At 35.0% G+C, this 19905-nt stretch carries 33 protein-coding genes; all 33 read right to left on the minus strand.

Translation table 11 applies throughout. The features are described 5' to 3' along the window. Window positions 1–4: 4 nt before the first annotated feature. On the minus strand, window positions 5–1288 hold the full coding sequence (gene eno, locus L2586_RS06310; RefSeq protein ID WP_235291951.1) for a phosphopyruvate hydratase: 1284 nt from the start codon (window positions 1286–1288) through the stop codon (window positions 5–7). 15 nt (window positions 1289–1303) lie between these two features. After that, entirely contained in the window at window positions 1304–2401 is a 1098-nt protein-coding gene (carA, locus tag L2586_RS06315) for a glutamine-hydrolyzing carbamoyl-phosphate synthase small subunit (RefSeq protein WP_235291952.1), read from the minus strand. A gap of 102 nt (window positions 2402–2503) precedes the next feature. Beyond that, window positions 2504–2968: a 50S ribosomal protein L17 gene (rplQ, locus tag L2586_RS06320; protein ID WP_235291953.1), complete on the minus strand. Its 465-nt coding sequence runs from the start codon at window positions 2966–2968 to the stop codon at window positions 2504–2506. Window positions 2969–3078: 110 nt separating this feature from the next. Beyond that, on the minus strand, window positions 3079–4077 hold the full coding sequence (locus tag L2586_RS06325) for a DNA-directed RNA polymerase subunit alpha (RefSeq protein WP_235291954.1): 999 nt from the start codon (window positions 4075–4077) through the stop codon (window positions 3079–3081). A 72-nt stretch (window positions 4078–4149) separates the two neighbouring features. Continuing rightward, complete coding sequence (gene rpsD / locus L2586_RS06330; protein WP_235291955.1) at window positions 4150–4761, minus strand: 30S ribosomal protein S4; 612 nt, start codon at window positions 4759–4761, stop codon at window positions 4150–4152. A gap of 19 nt (window positions 4762–4780) precedes the next feature. Beyond that, entirely contained in the window at window positions 4781–5167 is a 387-nt protein-coding gene (gene rpsK, locus L2586_RS06335) for a 30S ribosomal protein S11 (protein ID WP_235291956.1), read from the minus strand. A gap of 22 nt (window positions 5168–5189) precedes the next feature. Next, window positions 5190–5567 (minus strand): 30S ribosomal protein S13, encoded by a 378-nt coding sequence (rpsM, locus tag L2586_RS06340; protein WP_235291957.1) that lies wholly within the window; start codon window positions 5565–5567, stop codon window positions 5190–5192. A 12-nt stretch (window positions 5568–5579) separates the two neighbouring features. Continuing rightward, a complete protein-coding gene (gene ykgO / locus L2586_RS06345; protein WP_235291958.1) occupies window positions 5580–5696 on the minus strand; it encodes a type B 50S ribosomal protein L36 in 117 nt (38 codons plus the stop codon). Window positions 5697–5714: 18 nt separating this feature from the next. Then, window positions 5715–5933 (minus strand): translation initiation factor IF-1, encoded by a 219-nt coding sequence (gene infA, locus L2586_RS06350; protein ID WP_235291959.1) that lies wholly within the window; start codon window positions 5931–5933, stop codon window positions 5715–5717. A 24-nt stretch (window positions 5934–5957) separates the two neighbouring features. Continuing rightward, entirely contained in the window at window positions 5958–6767 is an 810-nt protein-coding gene (gene map / locus L2586_RS06355; RefSeq protein ID WP_235291960.1) for a type I methionyl aminopeptidase, read from the minus strand. 11 nt (window positions 6768–6778) lie between these two features. Then, entirely contained in the window at window positions 6779–8143 is a 1365-nt protein-coding gene (gene secY / locus L2586_RS06360) for a preprotein translocase subunit SecY (protein ID WP_235291961.1), read from the minus strand. 73 nt (window positions 8144–8216) lie between these two features. Then, the gene (gene rplO, locus L2586_RS06365; RefSeq protein ID WP_235291962.1) at window positions 8217–8663 is read right to left on the minus strand and encodes a 50S ribosomal protein L15; all 447 of its coding nucleotides are present in this window, start codon (window positions 8661–8663) and stop codon (window positions 8217–8219) included. Between the two features lie 12 nt (window positions 8664–8675). After that, window positions 8676–8855, minus strand: a complete 180-nt coding sequence (gene rpmD, locus L2586_RS06370; protein ID WP_235291963.1) for a 50S ribosomal protein L30 — start codon at window positions 8853–8855, stop codon at window positions 8676–8678. Window positions 8856–8881: 26 nt separating this feature from the next. After that, window positions 8882–9397, minus strand: a complete 516-nt coding sequence (gene rpsE / locus L2586_RS06375) for a 30S ribosomal protein S5 (protein WP_235291964.1) — start codon at window positions 9395–9397, stop codon at window positions 8882–8884. An 8-nt stretch (window positions 9398–9405) separates the two neighbouring features. Further along, complete coding sequence (gene rplR / locus L2586_RS06380) at window positions 9406–9759, minus strand: 50S ribosomal protein L18 (protein ID WP_235291965.1); 354 nt, start codon at window positions 9757–9759, stop codon at window positions 9406–9408. Window positions 9760–9793: 34 nt separating this feature from the next. Then, entirely contained in the window at window positions 9794–10348 is a 555-nt protein-coding gene (rplF, locus tag L2586_RS06385) for a 50S ribosomal protein L6 (protein ID WP_235291966.1), read from the minus strand. A gap of 27 nt (window positions 10349–10375) precedes the next feature. Next, a complete protein-coding gene (gene rpsH, locus L2586_RS06390) occupies window positions 10376–10780 on the minus strand; it encodes a 30S ribosomal protein S8 (protein WP_235291967.1) in 405 nt (134 codons plus the stop codon). Between the two features lie 32 nt (window positions 10781–10812). Further along, window positions 10813–11082 (minus strand): 30S ribosomal protein S14, encoded by a 270-nt coding sequence (gene rpsN / locus L2586_RS06395; protein WP_235291968.1) that lies wholly within the window; start codon window positions 11080–11082, stop codon window positions 10813–10815. Window positions 11083–11088: 6 nt separating this feature from the next. Beyond that, entirely contained in the window at window positions 11089–11646 is a 558-nt protein-coding gene (gene rplE / locus L2586_RS06400) for a 50S ribosomal protein L5 (protein WP_235291969.1), read from the minus strand. Then, a complete protein-coding gene (gene rplX / locus L2586_RS06405; RefSeq protein ID WP_262914113.1) occupies window positions 11646–11987 on the minus strand; it encodes a 50S ribosomal protein L24 in 342 nt (113 codons plus the stop codon). The genes rplE and rplX overlap by 1 nt, the downstream gene beginning before the upstream one ends. A 9-nt stretch (window positions 11988–11996) precedes the next feature. Then, a complete protein-coding gene (rplN, locus tag L2586_RS06410; protein WP_235291970.1) occupies window positions 11997–12362 on the minus strand; it encodes a 50S ribosomal protein L14 in 366 nt (121 codons plus the stop codon). A gap of 31 nt (window positions 12363–12393) precedes the next feature. Continuing rightward, window positions 12394–12654 carry a 30S ribosomal protein S17 gene (gene rpsQ, locus L2586_RS06415; RefSeq protein ID WP_235291971.1) on the minus strand — a complete coding sequence of 87 codons (261 nt, stop codon included), beginning with the start codon at window positions 12652–12654 and terminating at the stop codon, window positions 12394–12396. Between the two features lie 25 nt (window positions 12655–12679). After that, window positions 12680–12934, minus strand: coding sequence for a 50S ribosomal protein L29 (gene rpmC / locus L2586_RS06420; protein WP_235291972.1), 255 nt, complete (start codon window positions 12932–12934; stop codon window positions 12680–12682). 19 nt (window positions 12935–12953) lie between these two features. Next, complete coding sequence (gene rplP / locus L2586_RS06425) at window positions 12954–13373, minus strand: 50S ribosomal protein L16 (protein WP_235291973.1); 420 nt, start codon at window positions 13371–13373, stop codon at window positions 12954–12956. Between the two features lie 88 nt (window positions 13374–13461). Continuing rightward, complete coding sequence (gene rpsC, locus L2586_RS06430; protein ID WP_235291974.1) at window positions 13462–14163, minus strand: 30S ribosomal protein S3; 702 nt, start codon at window positions 14161–14163, stop codon at window positions 13462–13464. A gap of 18 nt (window positions 14164–14181) precedes the next feature. Further along, entirely contained in the window at window positions 14182–14568 is a 387-nt protein-coding gene (gene rplV, locus L2586_RS06435) for a 50S ribosomal protein L22 (protein ID WP_235291975.1), read from the minus strand. A gap of 30 nt (window positions 14569–14598) precedes the next feature. Then, window positions 14599–14865 carry a 30S ribosomal protein S19 gene (gene rpsS / locus L2586_RS06440; protein ID WP_235291976.1) on the minus strand — a complete coding sequence of 89 codons (267 nt, stop codon included), beginning with the start codon at window positions 14863–14865 and terminating at the stop codon, window positions 14599–14601. 6 nt (window positions 14866–14871) lie between these two features. Further along, window positions 14872–15702 carry a 50S ribosomal protein L2 gene (rplB, locus tag L2586_RS06445; protein ID WP_235291977.1) on the minus strand — a complete coding sequence of 277 codons (831 nt, stop codon included), beginning with the start codon at window positions 15700–15702 and terminating at the stop codon, window positions 14872–14874. 28 nt (window positions 15703–15730) lie between these two features. Next, a complete protein-coding gene (gene rplW / locus L2586_RS06450; protein WP_235291978.1) occupies window positions 15731–16027 on the minus strand; it encodes a 50S ribosomal protein L23 in 297 nt (98 codons plus the stop codon). An 18-nt stretch (window positions 16028–16045) separates the two neighbouring features. After that, window positions 16046–16675: a 50S ribosomal protein L4 gene (gene rplD / locus L2586_RS06455; RefSeq protein WP_235291979.1), complete on the minus strand. Its 630-nt coding sequence runs from the start codon at window positions 16673–16675 to the stop codon at window positions 16046–16048. A 5-nt stretch (window positions 16676–16680) separates the two neighbouring features. Continuing rightward, the gene (gene rplC, locus L2586_RS06460) at window positions 16681–17301 is read right to left on the minus strand and encodes a 50S ribosomal protein L3 (RefSeq protein WP_235291980.1); all 621 of its coding nucleotides are present in this window, start codon (window positions 17299–17301) and stop codon (window positions 16681–16683) included. Between the two features lie 81 nt (window positions 17302–17382). Beyond that, complete coding sequence (gene rpsJ, locus L2586_RS06465; RefSeq protein ID WP_235291981.1) at window positions 17383–17691, minus strand: 30S ribosomal protein S10; 309 nt, start codon at window positions 17689–17691, stop codon at window positions 17383–17385. A gap of 73 nt (window positions 17692–17764) precedes the next feature. Further along, window positions 17765–19900, minus strand: coding sequence for an elongation factor G (gene fusA / locus L2586_RS06470; RefSeq protein WP_235291982.1), 2136 nt, complete (start codon window positions 19898–19900; stop codon window positions 17765–17767). Window positions 19901–19905: the final 5 nt, after the last annotated feature.

Genomic DNA, 19905 nt, shown 5'->3' on the forward strand with positions numbered 1-19905 from the left:
TATATTATTGTAATAGGCTCTTTCCTGGGTAGATTGCAGATTCTCCTAACTCTTCTTCTATTCTTAAAAGTTGATTATATTTTGCAATTCTATCTGATCTAGATGCAGATCCAGTTTTAATCTGACCTGTATTTAATGCAACTGCTAAGTCAGCAATCGTTGTATCTTCAGTTTCTCCAGAACGGTGACTCATCACACTTGTGAAAGAATTTCTTGTAGCCATATTAACCGCATCGATCGTTTCTGTTAATGAACCAATTTGGTTAACTTTTATTAAAATTGAGTTAGCAGCCTCAAGTTCTATTCCTTTGCTTAATCTTTCTGTATTGGTTACAAATAAATCATCACCAACCAATTGAACTCGGTCACCTAACTTCTTATTCATATTCACCCAACCATCCCAGTCATCTTCATCTAAACCATCTTCGATAGAGAAAATAGGATAATTGTCTACCCAACCTTTCCAGTAATCTACCATTTCACCAGTAGTTAACTTATCTCCAGTTGATTTATGAAAATGATATACTTTTTCTTCTGGTAAGTAAAATTCAGATGCCGCTGCATCCATACAAATCATAATATCTTCACCTGGCTTAAATCCAGCTACTTCGATCGACTTTAGTACGATTTCAATTGCTTCTTTGTTAGATCTAATATTCGGTGCAAATCCACCTTCATCTCCAACATTCGTAGAGTATCCACCTTTCTTCAAAACAGCTTTTAAATGGTGAAAAACTTCTACACCCATTCTTAGTCCTTCAGAAAAATGTTCCGCTCCTACAGGCATAATCATAAACTCTTGAAAGTCTATACTATTATCTGCATGAGATCCACCGTTCAAGATATTCATCATAGGAACTGGTAATACATGTGCATTTACACCTCCGATATACCTATAAAGTGATTGACCACAAACCTGAGCAGCAGCTTTAGCCGCAGCTAAAGAAACTCCTAAAATTGCATTCGCTCCTAATTTAGCTTTATTAGGTGTACCATCTAACTCTATCATCAACTCATCGATATAGATCTGATCTGTTACATCTACACCAACAAGAGCATCTAAAATTTGGCTATCAATATTATTACAAGCTTTCAAAACTCCTTTGCCCAAGAATCTACTTTTATCCTCATCACGTAACTCTACAGCTTCGTACTTTCCAGTAGATGCTCCTGAAGGAACCGCAGCTCTTCCAATTCTACCACATTCGGTTAAAACTTCTACCTCTACTGTTGGGTTTCCCCTTGAATCAAGAATTTCTCTCGACCTAATGTCGATAATGTTGCTCATAATTAGTTATTTATTTTATAATAAAGATACAAATTCATCAAACAGATACCTAGAATCATGTGGTCCAGGTGCTGCTTCAGGGTGATATTGGACAGAAAACGCTTTCTTCCCTTTAATCTTCATCCCTTCTATGGTATTATCATTAAGATTCTTATGTGTAATTAAAATGTCGTCACTTCTTTTCTCCAACTCTTCCGCATTTACTCCAAAACCATGATTCTGACTTGTAATTTCACCTTTAGTTGAAATCAAGTTTAATACTGGATGGTTAATACCTCTGTGTCCGTGATGCATTTTATACGTTGGGATATCCATAGCTAAAGCTAATATCTGATGTCCTAAACATATGCCAAATACAGGCTTGTCTTTTTCTAATATTTTCTTAACTGTTTCTATAGCGTAATCCATTGCAGCTGGATCACCAGGACCGTTAGATAAAAAGTAACCATCAGGATTCCACTTTTCTAATTCTTCGAAAGGTGTTATAGCGTTAAATACTTTCAGATAGCAACCTCGCTCTGTAAAACAGTCAAGAATTTTAACTTTTGTACCATAATCAAGTACCGCGATTCTCTTTTCATCATCAGGTGTTCCTACGAAGTAAGGTTCTTTCGTACTTACAACTGAAGCAAGTTCAAGACCGTCCATACTTGGAACTTTCTTAAGTTCCTTCATTAGTTCGTCCTTATCAAGTACTACTGAAGAAATAATCGCATTCATTGCTCCTTTATCTCTGATATATCTAACAATAGATCTAGTATCTACATCAGAAATCCCTACGACGCCTTCATCTTCAAAGTATTGTTGTAAATCGAGATCTGCTGCTTGTCTACTATAATCATTTGTGAAATTCTTACATACTAGACCGGCAATTTGTACACGATTAGATTCGATGTCTTTGGTAGAAGTTCCATAATTACCAATGTGTGCATTAGTAGCTACTAGAACCTGACCATAATAAGATGGATCCGTAAAAATTTCTTGGTATCCAGTCATTCCTGTATTAAAACAGATTTCTCCAGATGTTGTTCCTTTCTTACCACAGGCTTTGCCTTCATAGAAGGTTCCGTCTTCTAATAATAAGATTGCTTTTTCGTATGTTGGATTTACCATTGAAACTAATTCTTGTTAAGAGAGTTGCAAATATAAAAAAAGGTGGTAATGAGCTACATTTACCACCTTTATATTTTTTATAAATTTTTCCAAACTTATATTTTATTCTTCTTCATTTTTAGCAGCAACAGCAGGTTTACTACTTCCCTTACCTTTCTTTCTTCTTCTTCTTCCTGTACTTGCTTTCTGCGTTTCATTAGAATATACATCGTTATAATCGACGAATTCTATCATTGCCGTTTCTGCTGCATCACCTTTTCTGAAACCAGTTTTGATGATTCTTAGATAACCTCCTGGTCTATTAGCAATTTTTTCAGCGATAGGGCCGAATAATTCTTCAATAGATTCTTTACTCTGAAGGTGAGAGAATACTGTTCTTCTAGAATGTGTAGTATTCGTTTTAGCTTTAGTTAAAAGCGGTTCTAAGTAAATTCTTAGTGCTTTTGCTTTAGCTAAAGTCGTATTAATTCTTTTGTGCTCTACAAGAGAATTAGACATATTCTTTAAAAGTGCAGCTCTGTGCCCTTTCTTTCTTCCTAAGTGGTTAAATTTCTTACCGTGTCTCATTAGAATTTAATCTTCGTATCACTAATCGAATTCCTTATATTGGCCTAGGAATATTATCGATCGGTTAATACAGTTTTTAATTAAGCTTGCTTGCCAATAACAATTAAATGCTAGTCTTCGTCTAGCTTATATTTAGATAAATCCATCCCAAAAGTTAAACCTTTGTTCTGAAGTAATTCTTCTATCTCTACTAATGATTTCTTACCAAAGTTTCTAAACTTTAATAACTCATGAGTATCGTATCTTACTAATTCACCTAAAGAATTGATCTTAGCTGCTTTCAAGCAATTATATGCTCTTACAGATAAATCAAGATCTTCTAATGAAGTTTTAAGTAATTTTCTCATGTGAAGGATGTGCTCATCTACGATATCATCTTCTCTATTAGAAGCGTCATCGAATGTGATGTTCTCATCCGTAATAAGCATTAAATGCTGTATTAATATTCTAGAAGCTTCTTTAATAGCATCTTCAGGGTGAATCGTTCCATCCGTCTGAACATCTAAAGTTAAAAGCTCATAATCCGTTCTTTGCCCTACCCTTGTATTAGAAACTTTATAAGCCACCTTTTTGATAGGCGTATAAATCGCATCGATAGGAATAACTCCTATTGGTGCATCTTTAGGTAAATTCTCTTCAGCAGGTACATAACCTCTTCCTTTAGTAATCGTCAACTCTATTTCTAGGTTCACAAATGGCTCCATATGGCAAATCACCAAATCAGGATTCATTACTTTGAAAACATTAGTTTGCTCTTCAATGTCACCAGCTAGAAACTGTTCTTTACCACTTACTGTAAGGTAAATCTTCTCTTCTTTCAAGTTCTCATCTTCAACAGACTGTTTGATTCTAACCTGCTTAAGATTCAAAATTATATTTACTACATCTTCCACAACACCTTTAATCGTAGAAAATTCATGATCAACTCCCGCAATTCTAATAGCAGAAATTGAAAAACCTTCTAACGAAGACAGTAATACTCTTCTAAGTGAGTTTCCTATGGTTTGACCAAAACCTGGTTCTAATGGTCTGAATTCAAATGTACCTTGAAAATCATCTGCTTTTTGAAGAACGATTTTATCAGGTTTCTGAAAGTTCAAGATGCTCATGCGACCAAATTATTTTTAAATAAATAAATGATAAATAGCAATGCCGGATCATAATGATCCGGCTTGTATTTTCTATTTTGAATACAATTCGACAATTAACTGTTCGTTAATTCTCTCAGGTATTTGTTCTCTTACTGGATTTTCGATATATCGACCTTCAGCTCTTTCAGGATTCCACTCTAACCAAGGAAAGTTTCTAACCTCCGCTTTTCTAGCAGTAGATTCTTGAATAACGAGAAGATTTTTAGATTTTCCTCTAACGCTTACAATATCTCCTTCTCTTAAGTGAGTAGAAGGAATATTATTTAATACGCCGTTTACTAAAATATGCTTGTGAGACACTAATTGTCTTGCACCATTTCTAGTAGGAGATAATCCTAATCTATAAACAACATTATCTAATCTAGCTTCAAGTAACTGAAGTAAAACTTCACCAGTTACCCCACCTTTACTAACAGCTGTTTCGAAAAGATTTCTAAATTGCTTTTCTAAAACGCCATAAGTATATTTCGCCTTTTGTTTTTCCATTAACTGTAAAGCGTAATCAGACTTCTGTCTTCTTCTTTTAGAGTTTCCATGCATTCCTGGTCCGTACTTCTTCTTATCGAAAGAACGATCTGGTCCGTAGATTGCTTCTCCAAAAGCTCTCGCTTTTTTGGTAGTTGGTCCTGTATATCTAGCCATTGATTATTATTGTGTAATGTTATACTCTTCTTTTCTTAGGAGGTCTACAACCGTTATGAGGAATTGGAGTGATATCTTTTATCTTAGTCACTTTGATTCCTGCACCATCGATTGCTCTGATAGCAGATTCTCTACCTGCACCTGGTCCTTTTACAAATACTTCTGCAGATCTCATGCCTGCGTCGTTAGCAACTTGCGCTGCGTCAGCTGCAGCTATCTGAGCTGCATAAGGTGTGTTTTTCTTAGAACCTCTAAAACCAGCTTTACCGGCAGATGCCCAAGAAATAACTTGACCTTGATTATTACAGATAGAAATGATAATGTTGTTGAAACTCGCTTGGATGTATACCAACCCTGCTGAGTCAACCCTTACATTTCTTTTCTTAGCTTTTTTAGTCTTTGCCATAATATTCCTAATCGAAGATTAATTATTTAGTTGCTTTTTTCTTGTTAGCAACAGTCTTTCTTTTTCCTTTACGTGTTCTGGCATTAGTCTGAGTTCTTTGTCCTCTTAATGGAAGACCTTTTCTGTGTCTCAAACCTCTATAGCAACCAATATCCATTAATCGCTTAATGTTTGTTTGCACTTCTGATCTTAACTCCCCTTCTACAGTAAAGCTATCTTGAATTAAAGTCGTTATAGACTTAATGTCATCATCAGTCCAGTCCTGAACTTTTGTATTATGATCTACTCCTACAGTATCCAAAATTTCTTCAGCTCTTGTCGGGCCAATTCCGTAGATATAAGTTAAACTTATAATCCCTCTCTTGTTTTTAGGAAGATCTACTCCTGATATTCTTGCCATAGTATTAAATTATTACCCTTGTCTTTGTTTGAACTTTGGGTTCTTCTTGTTAATTACGTAAAGTTTACCTTTTCTTCTGACGATTTTACAATCTACAGATCTTTTCTTAATGGAAGCTCTTACTTTCATTTCTTGTTTTTTTAATCCTTATTTATATCTGTATGTAATTCTACCTCTTGATAAATCATAAGGAGACATTTCAACTGCTACTTTATCTCCAGGAAGAATTCTAATATAGTGCATACGCATCTTTCCACTAATGGTAGCGACAATAAGGTGATCATTTTCCAATCTCACTCTGAACATCGCATTAGACAACGCTTCTTCTATAATTCCATCCTGTTTTATAAGATCTTGCTTAGCCATAATATTTTTTCGGAGTGCAAATATCTAATTTTTTATCGAAATATCATTAATATTTGCATTATTTTTTATAGCATCTGCAATAAATGTATGATTTGACAGTATATCTGGCCCATTTTTGGTGATTGCTATCGTATGTTCATAGTGTGCAGATGGCTTTCCATCCTTAGAAATTATCGTCCAACCATCATTAGATTGCATGATTTCTTTACTTCCTAAGTTTATCATCGGTTCAATTGCTATCACTAAACCTTCTTTAAGCATTTGTCCTCTGCCTCTGACACCATAATTAGGTACATCTGGCTTCTCATGCAAATTACGGCCTATACCATGCCCAATTAACTCTCTAACAACTCCATATCCATGCTCTTTCTCAGCGTAAGACTGTATAGCATACCCTATATCACCTAATCTATTCCCCTTCTTTGCTACTTCTATTGCTTTGTAAAGACTTGTATTCGTAACTTCTAATAGTTGAAGGGTTTCTTCAGGAACTTCTCCTATAGCGAAAGTAAACGCACTATCACCATAATAATCATTCAATAATGAACCACAATCAACGGATATTATATCCCCGTCTACAAATTCCTTATCAACTGGAATCCCATGAACAACTCCTTCATTAGGAGAAATACATAATGTAGCGGGAAAATCTCTATAACCTTTAAATCCTGGAACTGCTTTATGATCTCTGATAAACTCTTCTGCTTTCTTGTCAATTTCTATTCCTGTCATGCCCGGTTTTAAAATACTACCGACCAAGGCAAGGGTTTTACTAACAATCAAACAACTTTCCCGAATTAACTCGATTTCTTCTTTAGTTTTGTAATGAATCATGTAATCTCAAATTACATGTTCGTGCCGATCGGCTGCATTCCGCTTCTACCTTTAAGTCGACCAGATTTAACAAGACCATCATATTTTCTCATTAATAGATGACTTTCCACTTGCTGAAGGGTATCTAAAACAACACCTACCATAATCAGCAATGAAGTACCACCAAAGAAAATTGCAAAAGCATCATTCACACCAAATCCACCAACTAATGCTGGGAAAATTGATATTAGACCTAAGAAAATTGAACCAGGAAGTGTCACCCTCGTCGTTAAATTATCAATAAAGTCTTGTGTACTCTTACCTGGCTTAATACCTGGAATAAAGGCATTCTGTCTTTTTAAATATTCAGCGTACTGTTGTGGATTAACCAATAATGCAGTATACACGTAAGTGAATATGACTACTAAAAAGAAGAATATAATATTATATGGAAGTGATTTCCAATTTTGTAATTGTAATAACAATCCTGTATTAGCTGCCTCTTCAGAAAAGAATCCTGCTATAGATCCAGGAAGAAACATAATCGCCTGTGCAAAGATTATCGGCATTACACCTGCAGCATTTACTTTCAATGGAATGTAATCTCTAGCTCCAGAAACTGGAATATTACCAGAACTCCTACCGACCATTCGCTTTGCGAATTGAATAGGAATCTTACGTACGCCTTGAACAATAAGTACTGAGGCAAGCACAACAATGAATAAAACCACTAATTCAAGTATAAATACGATAATACTGGTTTGATTCAACTGAGTTTGTAACTCTGCAAAAAATGCTCTAGGTAAAGTAGCGATGATACCGGCCATAATTAATAGCGAAATACCATTTCCTATTCCTCTATCCGTAATTTTTTCACCTAGCCACATTGCGAAAACGGTACCAGTAGATAAAATTATTAAGTTAGAGAACCAAAATATAGAAGGATTCAACGTTGCATCAACAGCTCCTGGTGTACTTTTTATCATTAATAGATAACCTCCACCTTGAACTAGAGTAATTAAAACCGTTAAGAACCTTGTAATTTGATTTATTTTCTTTCTTCCTGATTCTCCTTCTTTCTGTTGAAGCCTCTGGAAGTATGGAACTGCGAAACCTAAAAGTTGAATAATGATCGAAGCTGTAATATATGGCATAATACCAAGTGCAAAAACAGCTGCGTTATTAAAAGCACCTCCAGTAAAAGCATTAATCAATCCTAGGATATCATTAGCTCCTCTTTGAGAAGCAGCTGCTGCCAATGCTTCAGGATTAACACCTGGAAGAACAACAAAAGAACCGAATCTGAATACTGCTAAAATAAATACTGTAAATAAGATTCTATTTCTTAACTCTGTTATGCTCCAGATATTCTTTAAGGTCTCTATAAACTTCTTCATTTGTTATATTTTGCCGATCACATAAATGGATCTTCATGCAATTTAGCAACTTTTTAGATATTGCTAATAAATATTATATGATAGTAACTGAACCACCACCTGCTTCCACTGCTTTGATCGCAGTTTCAGAAGCTGCATTCGCAGATATTTTAAGAGAATTTTTCAATTCACCTCTACCTAATACTTTTATTAAATCACTTGATTTAATAATTCCCATTTTCTTTAACACTTCAGGAGAAACTTCCTTCAAATCAAATTTATCAGATAATTCTTGAAGGTAATCAAGATTTACAGCGATATATTCAGTTCTATTAGGATTCTTAAAACCTCTTTTAGGTAATCTCTGCTGTATTGGCATTTGACCACCTTCAAAACCTCTCTTTCTTTTATATCCAGATCGGGACTTAGCACCTTTATGACCTCTGGTTGCTGTTCCACCTTTTCCAGATCCTTGACCTCTTGCTATCCTAATTCTTTTCTTAACTGAACCTTCTGCAGGTTTTAATGTACTTAAATCCATTTTGGATATATTTTAAATTTCTTCTACTGTTATTAAATGACTTACTTTATTAATCATTCCTTGAACCTGAGGACTCACCTCTTTCTCAACAGATTGATTCATTTTTTTAAGACCAAGAGCAAACATAGTGTCTTTTTGCTTTTTAGGTCTATCGATAACACTTTTTACTTGTGTTAATTTTACAATTGCCATTTTATTTAGTTTTAATAGGATATAATCTATCCGTTGTATAACTTCTCCATAGAAATGCCTCTTTCTTTAGCAATATCATATGGATTTCTCAATTTCTTTAATGCGTCAATAGTAGCTTTAACCACGTTATGTGGATTAGAAGAACCTTGAGATTTAGCAAGTACATTGTGAACACCTGCACTTTCTAAAACAGCTCTCATTGCTCCACCGGCAATTACACCTGTACCATCAGATGCTGGCTTAATAAGTACTTTTCCAGCACCATACTTACCTTTCTGCTCATGTGGTATTGTTCCTTTAAGAATTGGAACTTTAACTAAGTTTTTCTTAGCATCATCTACTGCTTTGGAAATAGACTCAGATACATCTCTTGCCTTCCCTAATCCATGCCCTACTGTACCATTACCATCACCAACAACAACAATTGCAGAAAAACTAAATGTTCGACCACCTTTAGTAACTTTAGCAACACGGTTAAGCGTAACTAACTTTTCTTTAAGTTCAGTTTCTGCAGGTTTTACTCTATTTGATTTATTACTCATGTTCTTTATTAAAATTTAAGGCCACCTTCTCTAGCGCCCTCTGCTAATGACTTAATCCTTCCATGATAAAGATATCCACCTCTGTCAAAGACTACGTCAGATATATTTAATCCTTTAGCTTTGTTAGCGATTAATTCACCAACTTTCTTAGCTTGGATGGTTCTATTACCATCTTTAGAAATACCATTTTCAACTGATGAAGCAGCAGCTACAGTATGACCCGCTCTATCATCAATCAATTGACAGTAGATTTGACTATTACTTCTAAATACACACAATCTTGGCTTATCAGCTGTACCAGAAACACTTTTTCTGATTCTACTATGTATTCTCTGTCTACTTTGTTTTTTACTTAACTTCATTGCGATAATGATTTCGATTTAACGCATTATTTTATTATTTAGCAGCTGTCTTACCTGCTTTAGTTCTGATTTGCTCTCCTTTGAACCTAATACCTTTTCCTTTATAAGGTTCTGGTTTTCTAAAGGCTCTAATTTTAGCTGCAATCTGACCAATTAATTGTTTGTCAGTACTATCGATTTTCACGATAGGATTCTTACCTTTTTCAGTTATAGTTTCAACTTTAACTTCATCAGGTAATAAGAAGTAAATAGGGTGAGAATAACCTAATGTCAATTCTAACAATTGACCAGAGTTACTTGCTCTATAACCTACACCTACTAACTCAAGTTCTTTAACATACCCATCAGTTACACCGATAACCATATTATTAAGTAACGATCTGTATAAACCGTGAACAGATCTGTGTCTTTTTTGATCAGTAGGTCTTGTTACCTGAATATTACCTTCATTGATTTCCAAACCTAAGTCTGGATCTATTTGTTGCTTTAACTCACCTTTAGGCCCTTTTACAGTAACCACATTAGACTTGTTAATATCTATAGAAACTCCTTTTGGTAATTCAATTATTGCGCTCCCTATCCGTGACATAATAATTCTTTTTTATCTTAATATAAATTAATAAACATAACAAACAAGTTCTCCTCCGATGTGCTCTTGAGCAGCTTGCTTATTTGTCATTAATCCTTTAGAAGTAGAAACGATACCGATTCCATATCCATTAATAATTCTAGGTAAATCTTCTGCACCAGAATATTTTCTTAAACCTGGTCTAGAAATTCTTCCTAATTTTTTGATAACTGGATCTTTAGTACCAGGCTTATATTTAAGCGCTATTTTGATAGTACCTTGAATTCCTTCGTCATCCGCAAATTTATATTTAAGAATATAACCTTGGTCATAAAGAATTTCAGTAATACCTCTTTTCATCTTAGATGAAGGTATTTCTACAATTCTATGCCCAGCTTGCTGTGCATTTCTTATTCTCGTTAAATAATCTGCTATTGGATCAGTATTTGCCATTTTCTACAGCGTTAATTTTTGTTATTTGATAATTACCAGCTGGCTTTTGTAACTCCAGGGATTAATCCTTCATTAGCCATTTTTCTAAAAGTTACCCTGTTGATTTTGAATTTTCTCATATAACCTTTAGGTCTTCCAGTAAGCTGACATCTATTGTGCAATCTTACAGCACTAGAATTCTTAGGAAGCTTATCTAACTCGTCCCATCTTCCTTCTTCCTTCAACTGCTTTCTAAGTTTAGCGTACTTATCAACTAACTTCTGTCTTTTAACTTCTCTGGCGATTAATGATTTCCTAGCCATGCTTTATTAATTATTTTGATTTTTGAAAGGTAGTCCCATGTGTTTCAGTAATGCTAAAGCTTCAGCATCTGTTTCAGCAGTTGTCACAAAAGTGATGTCCATACCGGTAATGTTATTAACCTTATCAATATTTATTTCTGGAAAAATTATTTGTTCAGTAATACCCATTGAGTAATTTCCTCTTCCGTCGAAACTCTTATCAGAAATTCCTCGAAAATCTCTTACTCGTGGTAAAGCAACTGTTACAAATCTCTCAAGAAACTCATACATTCTTTCCTTTCTTAATGTAACTTTAGCACCGATCACCATTTCTTCTCTCAACTTAAAGTTAGAGACAGATTTTTTAGCTTTCACAGGGACAGCTTTTTGACCAGTAATATTTGTCATTTCTTCTAATGCATTCTCTGCTAGTTTTTTATCCTGTGTAGCACCACCGACACCTTGATTCAAGGCAATTTTAGTGATTTTAGGAACTTGCATAATGCTTTTATAACCAAATTCTTCCATTAATTTAGGAACAACTTCTTCGTTATAGTATTTTTTTAATCTAGGTACGTAACTCATTATTTAATAATTTCACCTGATTTTTTCGAATATCTTACCAATTTACCATCTACTTCTTTTCTTCCAATTCTTGTAGCTTTTCCAGATTTAGGATCTACTAATGCAAGGTTAGAAATATGTAAAGGAGCAGGAATTTCATTAATTCCCCCAGGATTATCCTGAGAAGGCTTAGTATGTTTTTTTACAATGTTAACTCCGTCAACAACAGCTCTGTAATCAGAAGGAAATACTTCTAGTACACTACCTGTTTTTCCTTTAGAAGCACCAGAAAGAACAATAACTTTGTCACCTTTCTTTATGTGGATCTTAGGAGTAAACCTATTTGATTTTGAATTTGCCATAATACTTATTTATATAACTTCAGGAGCTAATGAAACAATTCTCATATAGTCGCTATCTCTTAATTCTCTTGCAACAGGCCCGAAGATCCTAGTTCCTCTTGGTTCATCATTTGGTGTTAAAAGAACAACTGCATTATCATCGAAACGAATGTATGAACCATCCTTTCTTCTAATTTCTTTTTTTGTTCTTACAACAACTGCAGTAGAAACTGTACCTTTTTTAACTCCACTTGGAGAAGCTTCTTTCACGGTAACAACTATTTTGTCACCTATTGAAGCGTATCTTCTTTTAGAACCACCTAAAACTTTGATACATAGTACTTCTTTTGCTCCACTATTATCTGCGACTTTTAGTCTACTTTCCTGTTGAATCATTGCTGACTATTTATAACGCTCTTTAAATAATTTATTTAGCTCTATCTAGAATTTCAATTAACCTCCATCTTTTGCTTTTACTAAGCGGTCGAGTTTCAGTAATTTTTACTAGATCACCAATATTACATTCATTCTTCTCATCATGAGCCATGAACTTCTTGGATTTTTTTACAAATTTCCCATAAATTGGGTGCTGTAATTTTCTTTCTACAGAGACAGTAATGGATTTATCCATTTTATTGCTGGTTACAACTCCAACTCTCTGTTTCCTGATTTTTCTTTCTTCAGTCATTTTATAAATATTCTAACAGCTTATATTATTTTCTTCTAGCAACGATTTTAGATCTTTTCGCCTTCTGATCATCTGACAAGTTAGCCAATTCTCTTCTTCTCGATTCTGTTTTAAGTCTAGATATATCCTTTCTTATTTCTTTAAGAACCATAGGATTATCCAATCCTTTTATTGCATGATCGAATTTCAGGTTCTTATACTGTCCTTCAGTAGTGGTAATTTCATTTGCTAAATCAGCATCTGATAATTCCTGTAATTCTAAATATTTCTTAGTTGCCATTGAAAAATCTGTTTAAATTTTACTCTTGATAATCTCTTCTAACAATAGTTTTTGTCTTCACTGGTAATTTCTGAGCTGCAAGACGTAAAGCCTCTGTTGCTACTTTCAATGGAATACCATCCATTTCAAATAAAATTCTACCAGGTTTAACTACTGCAACATAGTGATCTAATGCACCCTTACCTTTACCCATCCTTACCTCTTGAGGCTTAGCAGTTATCGGTTTATCCGGAAAGATTCTAATCCACACTGTTCCCTCTCTCTTCATATACCTTGTCATCGCAATACGAGCAGCTTCTATCTGTCTGTTTGTAATGAACGCAGGTTCTAATGTTTTAAGCGCAAAACTTCCGAAGTCAATTGTACTTCCTTTATAAGCAAGTCCTCTATTCCTTCCCTTTTGCTGCTTTCTGTATTTCGTTCTTTTCGGTTGTAACATTTCAATTTATGTTTGAACGTATATTAATTTTATATCACTAAATGTACTTTTCTCCAAAAGCGGTGCAAAAGTACAACTTTAATTTTAATTACCTGTTATTTCTACCTCTTCTTTTTCCTCCTGATTTCTTCTTGTCAACTCCCACATTAGGCGAAAGATCTCTTTTTCCAAGAACCTCTCCTTTACAAATCCACACTTTGATACCAATTTTCCCGTATACTGTAAGTGCTTCATTCAGTGAGTAGTCGATATCAGCTCTAAAAGTATGCAATGGAGTTCTTCCATCTTTATACTCTTCAGATCTTGCCATCTCAGCTCCGTTCAATCTACCAGAAATCCTAACTTTGATTCCTTCTGCTCCAGCTCTCATAGTAGATTGAATAGCCATTTTAATAGCTCTTCTGTAATTAATTCTACCTTGAATTTGCTTAGCAATAGACTCAGCAACAATTGTTGCATCTAATTCAGGTTTTCTGATCTCGATAATATTGATCTGAACATCCTTACTTGTAAGATTCTTTAGCTCCTCTTTGATTCTATCAACTTCCGAACCACCTTTACCAATGATAATTCCTGGTCTAGAAGTGTGAATAGTAACCGTAATTCTCTTTAATGTTCTCTCGATAATAATTCTTGCAATTCCTCCTTTGTGAATTCTTGCATTCAAGTAAGTTCTAATTTTAAAATCTGAAATTAGATTATCTCCAAATGAATGTCCTCCATACCAATTAGAATCCCATCCTCTGATGATCCCTAATCTGTTGCCTATTGGATTTGTCTTTTGACCCATTTATTGCTTGATTTATTATTATTCTTGAGTTATTTCTGCAGCATCTAACGCTTCGATTGCAATTCTATTTTGCACTACTAACGTTACATGATTAGTTCTTTTTCTGATTCTATGAGCTCTTCCATGAGGAGCAGGTCTAAACCTTTTCAACATTGTTCCTTCATCTGAAAAGATAGTCTTCACGTACAGATCATATTCGTCCGCACTGTAAGTCATATCATTTTTATTCTCCCAGTTAGATATAGCTGATAACAATAGTTTCTCAACCCAAACTGCTGCTTCCTTTTTTGTATACTTCAGGATATTAAGGGCATCATCAACTGATTTGCCACGAATAAGATCTACAACCAATCTCATTTTTCGAGCTGACATCGGACAATTCCTCAATTTTGCAACTGCTTCCATTTTATCTTTATTTAAACTCTTAATCAATTATTATTTTCTATTTCCAGAATGTCCTCTAAAACTTCTGGTTGGAGAAAATTCACCTAGTTTATGACCTACCATATTTTCTGTAACGAAAACAGGAATAAAGGTTTTCCCATTATGAACTGCAATCGTTTCACCTACCATGTCAGGAATAATCATTGATGATCTTGACCAGGTTTTAATTACTGTTTTTTTACTTGATTCCTTTGCTTTGGTTAATTTATCCAAAAGCTTGTGAAAAACGTATGGACCTTTTTTTAATGAACGAGCCATGCTAGATTAATTTTTTTTCTTTCTTTTTGTAATAATAAGCTTAGATGAAGCTTTTTTAGGATTTCTAGTTTTCTGACCTTTAGCCATAATACCAGTTCTAGAACGTGGGTGACCTCCAGAAGATTTACCTTCTCCACCTCCCATAGGGTGATCCACTGGATTCATCGCTACACCTCTAACTCTAGGTCTTCTACCTAACCATCTCTTTCTACCAGCTTTTCCTAATACCTGTAAACTATGATCAGGATTCGAAGTTGTTCCGATAGTTGCTTTACATGTAATTAGAATTCTTCTAACTTCACCAGAAGGTAACTTCACAGAAGCATATTTTCCTTCTCTCCCCATCAACACACCGTAAGTCCCAGCAGATCTTGCTAAAGCAGCACCTCTACCTGGAGTTAATTCGATTGCATGAATGGTAGAACCTAAAGGAATTTTATCTAAGTACATAGAATTTCCAACATCAGGAGTTGCATCTACACCAGACATAATCTTATCACCAACTTCTAATTTGTTAGGCGCTACGATATATCTTTTTTCACCATCAGCATAAACAATAAGTGCTATAAATGCAGTTCTATTCGGATCATACTCTATAGATTTAACTTTACCAGGAATTCCTTCCTTGTCTCTTTTAAAATCTATAATTCTATATTTTCTCTTGTGTCCTCCACCCATCTGTCTCATTGTCATCTTACCATCGTGGTTTCTACCACCTGATTTCGACAATTTAGCAGTCAAGCTCTTTTCAGGATTATTCTCAGATACTCCGCTATAATCTAAACCGACTCTGAATCTTGTTCCTGGTGTTACTGGACTATACTTCTTTACTGGCATTGTTAAATAATTTTATTCTAATGCTTAATTAAATATCACCGTAAAAATCAATTTCTTCACCTTCAGCAAGCGTTACGATCGCTTTTTTGTAAGAAGAAACTCTACCTTTAATCAAACCGCTCCTCGTATTTCTATTCTTAGCTTTTGCAGGCATAACCATCGTATTTACAGAAGCTACATTTACACTATAAAGCTCCTCGATCGCTTTCCGAACTTCAATTTTATTAGCTTTTTGATTAACAATAAAACTATATTGATTCGAAACATCCGAAAGCATTTCTGCTTTTTCCGAGATGATTGGTTTTATTAAAATATTCTTTGACATTTTACTCTTTTTAAACTATTAAGCAAATGATGCTTGCATTTTTTCAATTGCACTTTCAGATAAAATGATTGATTGCGCATTCAAAATCTGAAAAGTATTTAAATCTTTTGCATTTACAACAGAAGCTTTCTTTATGTTTCTGCTAGATAAAAGCAAATTGTTATCATAATCATTTAGGATCAAAAGTGACTTCTTATCAGCTGAACTTAACTTATTAAGAACACCTACGTAGTTACTTGTCTTTGGATTATCAAAAGTAAAATCCTCAACTACTATGATACTACCTGCACTTGCTTTAGTAGATAAAGCTGAAGCTTTCGCTAATTGCTTTACTTTCTTATTAAGTTTCAGGTTATAATTTCTATCAGCTCTAGGACCAAACATTCTCCCTCCTCCTCTGAAAAGACCACTTTTTATTGAACCTGCTCTTGCAGTACCTGTTCCCTTCTGTCTTTTAATCTTTCTTGTAGATCCAGTGATTTCACCTTTCTCTTTTGCTTTGTGCGTTCCTTGTCTTTGAGCTGCATGATAAGCTTTAACTGCAAGATAAACGGCATGATTATTCGGTTCAATTCCGAAAATTTCATCTGGAAGATCTACAGATCTCCCTGTAGCTTTACCTTCTATATTAAGAACATCAATCTTCATTGCAATTATTTTTCTATAACAAGGTATGCTCCTTTATGACCAGGAACTGCACCTTTAATAACTAATAAATTCTGCTCAGGAAATAACTTAACTACTTCCAAATTCGCAATTTTAATTCTTTTACCACCCATTCTACCGGCCATTTTCATTCCTTTGAAAACTTTAGCAGGATAAGAAGCTGCTCCAATCGATCCTGGTGCTCTAAGTCTGTTGTGCTGACCGTGAGTTTTATCACCTACACCTCGGAAGTTGTGTCTTTTAACAACACCTTGAAAACCCTTACCCTTAGTAATACCAACAGCGCTAACTTTGTCTCCTACAGCGAAAACCTCATCAATACTAATAGTATCACCCAAAGCCTTATCAAATGTAGCGTCTCTTAACTCAACCACCTTCCTCTTAGGAGTAGTGTTTGCTTTTGAGAAATGCCCAATCAATTGATTTGAGGTATTCTTTTCTTTAGCTTCACCCGCTCCTATTTGAAGAGCGTTATATCCATCTGTATCTTCAGATTTAACCTGAGTTACAACATTAGGTGTTACTTCTATAACCGTACAAGCAACATTTTTCCCTTCTGCAGAGAAGATGCTGGTCATACCGACCTTTTTACCTATGATACCGTCCACGATATACTATTTTATTATGACCAAAAAGCATACAAAGTCTATCACTAAACTTTGAACATATTTTTGAAAATTATTTGAAAATTATGTCAACTTAACCTGAATATCTACTCCGGATGGAAGCTCTAACTTTGATAGAGCATCTACGGTTTTCTGCGTCGGAGTATAAATCTCGATTAATCTTTTGTGGGTACGCAATTGGAACTGCTCACGAGATTTCTTATTGACATGCGGGGAACGCAATACCGTAAATATTTCTTTCTCTGTTGGCAGCGGAATCGGACCCGTAATGACAGCACCACTATTTCGGACTGTCTTCACGATTTTCTCCGTTGATTTATCAACCAAGTTATGGTCATACGAACGAAGTTTAATCCTGATTTTTTGATTCATTACCTAGTAATTATATTATTATTTTAAAAAGTGGCACAAAGATAGTAATTTATCTGAATGCCACAATATTTTCTTAAACTTTTACTTCACCTTTTGATTCAGCGATCACAACTTCTGCAACACTCTTCGGTGCAGCAGCATAATGTGAGAATTCCATCGAGCTACTTGCTCTTCCTGATGTTATCGTTCTCAGCTGAGTTACATATCCAAACATTTCAGATAAAGGCACGTCTGCAGACACTTGTACTGCTCCTCCAGACTTTTGTTCTTGTCCTTTAGGTAATCCTCTTCTTCTGTTAAGGTCACCAATTACAGACCCTGTATACTCTTCTGGAGTAGTGATCTCTAATTTCATGATTGGCTCAAGAAGAACCGGCTTAGTTTTAGCAGCAGCTGCTCTAAAACCTTCCTTAGCACAAAGTTCAAATGCAATAGGCTTACTATCCACTGCGTGAGTAGAACCATCATACACAGTAACTTTCATACTATCAATACCATATCCTGCTACAATTCCATTATCCATCATGGCTGTAAAACCTTTAACGATAGATGGGAAGAATTCTTTCGGAATCTTACCTCCTACTATCTTATTGATAAATTGTAACTTCTCTTTTCCGCTCTTGAAATCATCAGACTCTAAAAACTCTTCATCTGCTGGTCCTAATTCAAATTGCATATCTGCAAATAAACCTGATCCACCTGATTGTTTCTTAAGACGTTCTCTGTGATCTACAGTAATAGTTAACGCCTCTTTGTAGTTAACTTGAGGAGCACCTTGGTTACATTCTACACCAAACTCTCTTCTCAACCTATCAACAATAATCTCAAGGTGTAACTCTCCCATACCGCTAATCACTGTTTGATTAGTATCAGGATCAAATCGAACTTTGAATGTTGGATCCTCTTCAGCAAGTTTTGCTAAAGCCATTCCCAATTTATCCATGTCTTTCTGACTCTTCGGTTCTACTGCTACTCCGATTACTGGATCTGGAAACTTCATACTTTCTAGTACAATAGGACTTCCTTCAGCACACAAAGTATCACCAGTTCTAAGATCTTTAAATCCTACACCTGCTGCAATATCTCCCGCTTCTACCCTATCAATAGGATTTTGCTTATTAGAGTGCATTTGATATAATCTAGAAATTCTTTCTTTCTTTCCAGATCTTGAATTATATATATATGACCCAGCATCTAATGCGCCAGAATATACTCTAAAGAATGCAAGACGACCAACAAAAGGGTCAGTTGCAATTTTAAATGCTAAAGCTGTAAATGGCTCATCAACAGAAGGTCTTCTTACGATAGGCTCTTCAGTATCTGGGTGCATTCCTGTTACTGCATCTACATCTAAAGGAGAAGGTAAGAATGCACAAACTGCATCTAGAACCGCTTGAACTCCTTTATTTTTGAATGCAGAACCACACATCATTGGAACAAACTTGTTATCCAATACTGCACCACGAACGGCATTAATCATTTCTTGCTCAGTAATCGAATCCTGATCTTCAAAGAACTTTTCCATAAGTCCTTCATCATATTCAGCAACTGCTTCTAATAATTTCTCTCTCCACTCTAATACGGTATCTTTAAGATCTTCCGGAATAGGAATTTCTTCATAAGTCATACCCATGTCACTATCATTCCAAACAATTGCTTTGTTTGTAATCAAGTCAACAACTCCTTTAAACGTTTCTTCAGCTCCTATTGGAACTTGTAAAGGAATAGCTTCTGATCCTAATTTCTCTTTAACGTCGTTTACAACAGAAAAGAAATTTGCTCCAGAACGGTCCATTTTATTTACGAATCCAATTCTAGGAACTTTATAATTATCAGCTAATCTCCAGTTTGTCTCAGATTGAGGCTCAACACCAGAAACTGCGCAGAATAAAAACACAAGTCCATCTAAAACTCTTAAAGATCTATTTACTTCAACAGTGAAATCTACGTGACCCGGAGTATCAATGATATTCATCGGATAGTCCTGGCCTTTCCAGTTCCAATTCGTTTTAGTTGCAGCAGAAGTAATTGTAATACCTCTTTCTTGCTCTTGTTCCATCCAATCCATAGTTGCGGCACCATCATGCACCTCACCTATCTTGTGGCTCATTCCTGTATAATATAGAACTCTCTCAGTAGTAGTGGTTTTTCCTGCATCAATGTGTGCAGCGATACCAATATTTCTAGTGAATTTTAGATCCTTTGACATTTTAT

This window comes from Portibacter lacus (assembly GCF_021533215.1).
Lineage (GTDB): Bacteria > Bacteroidota > Bacteroidia > Chitinophagales > Saprospiraceae > Portibacter > Portibacter lacus.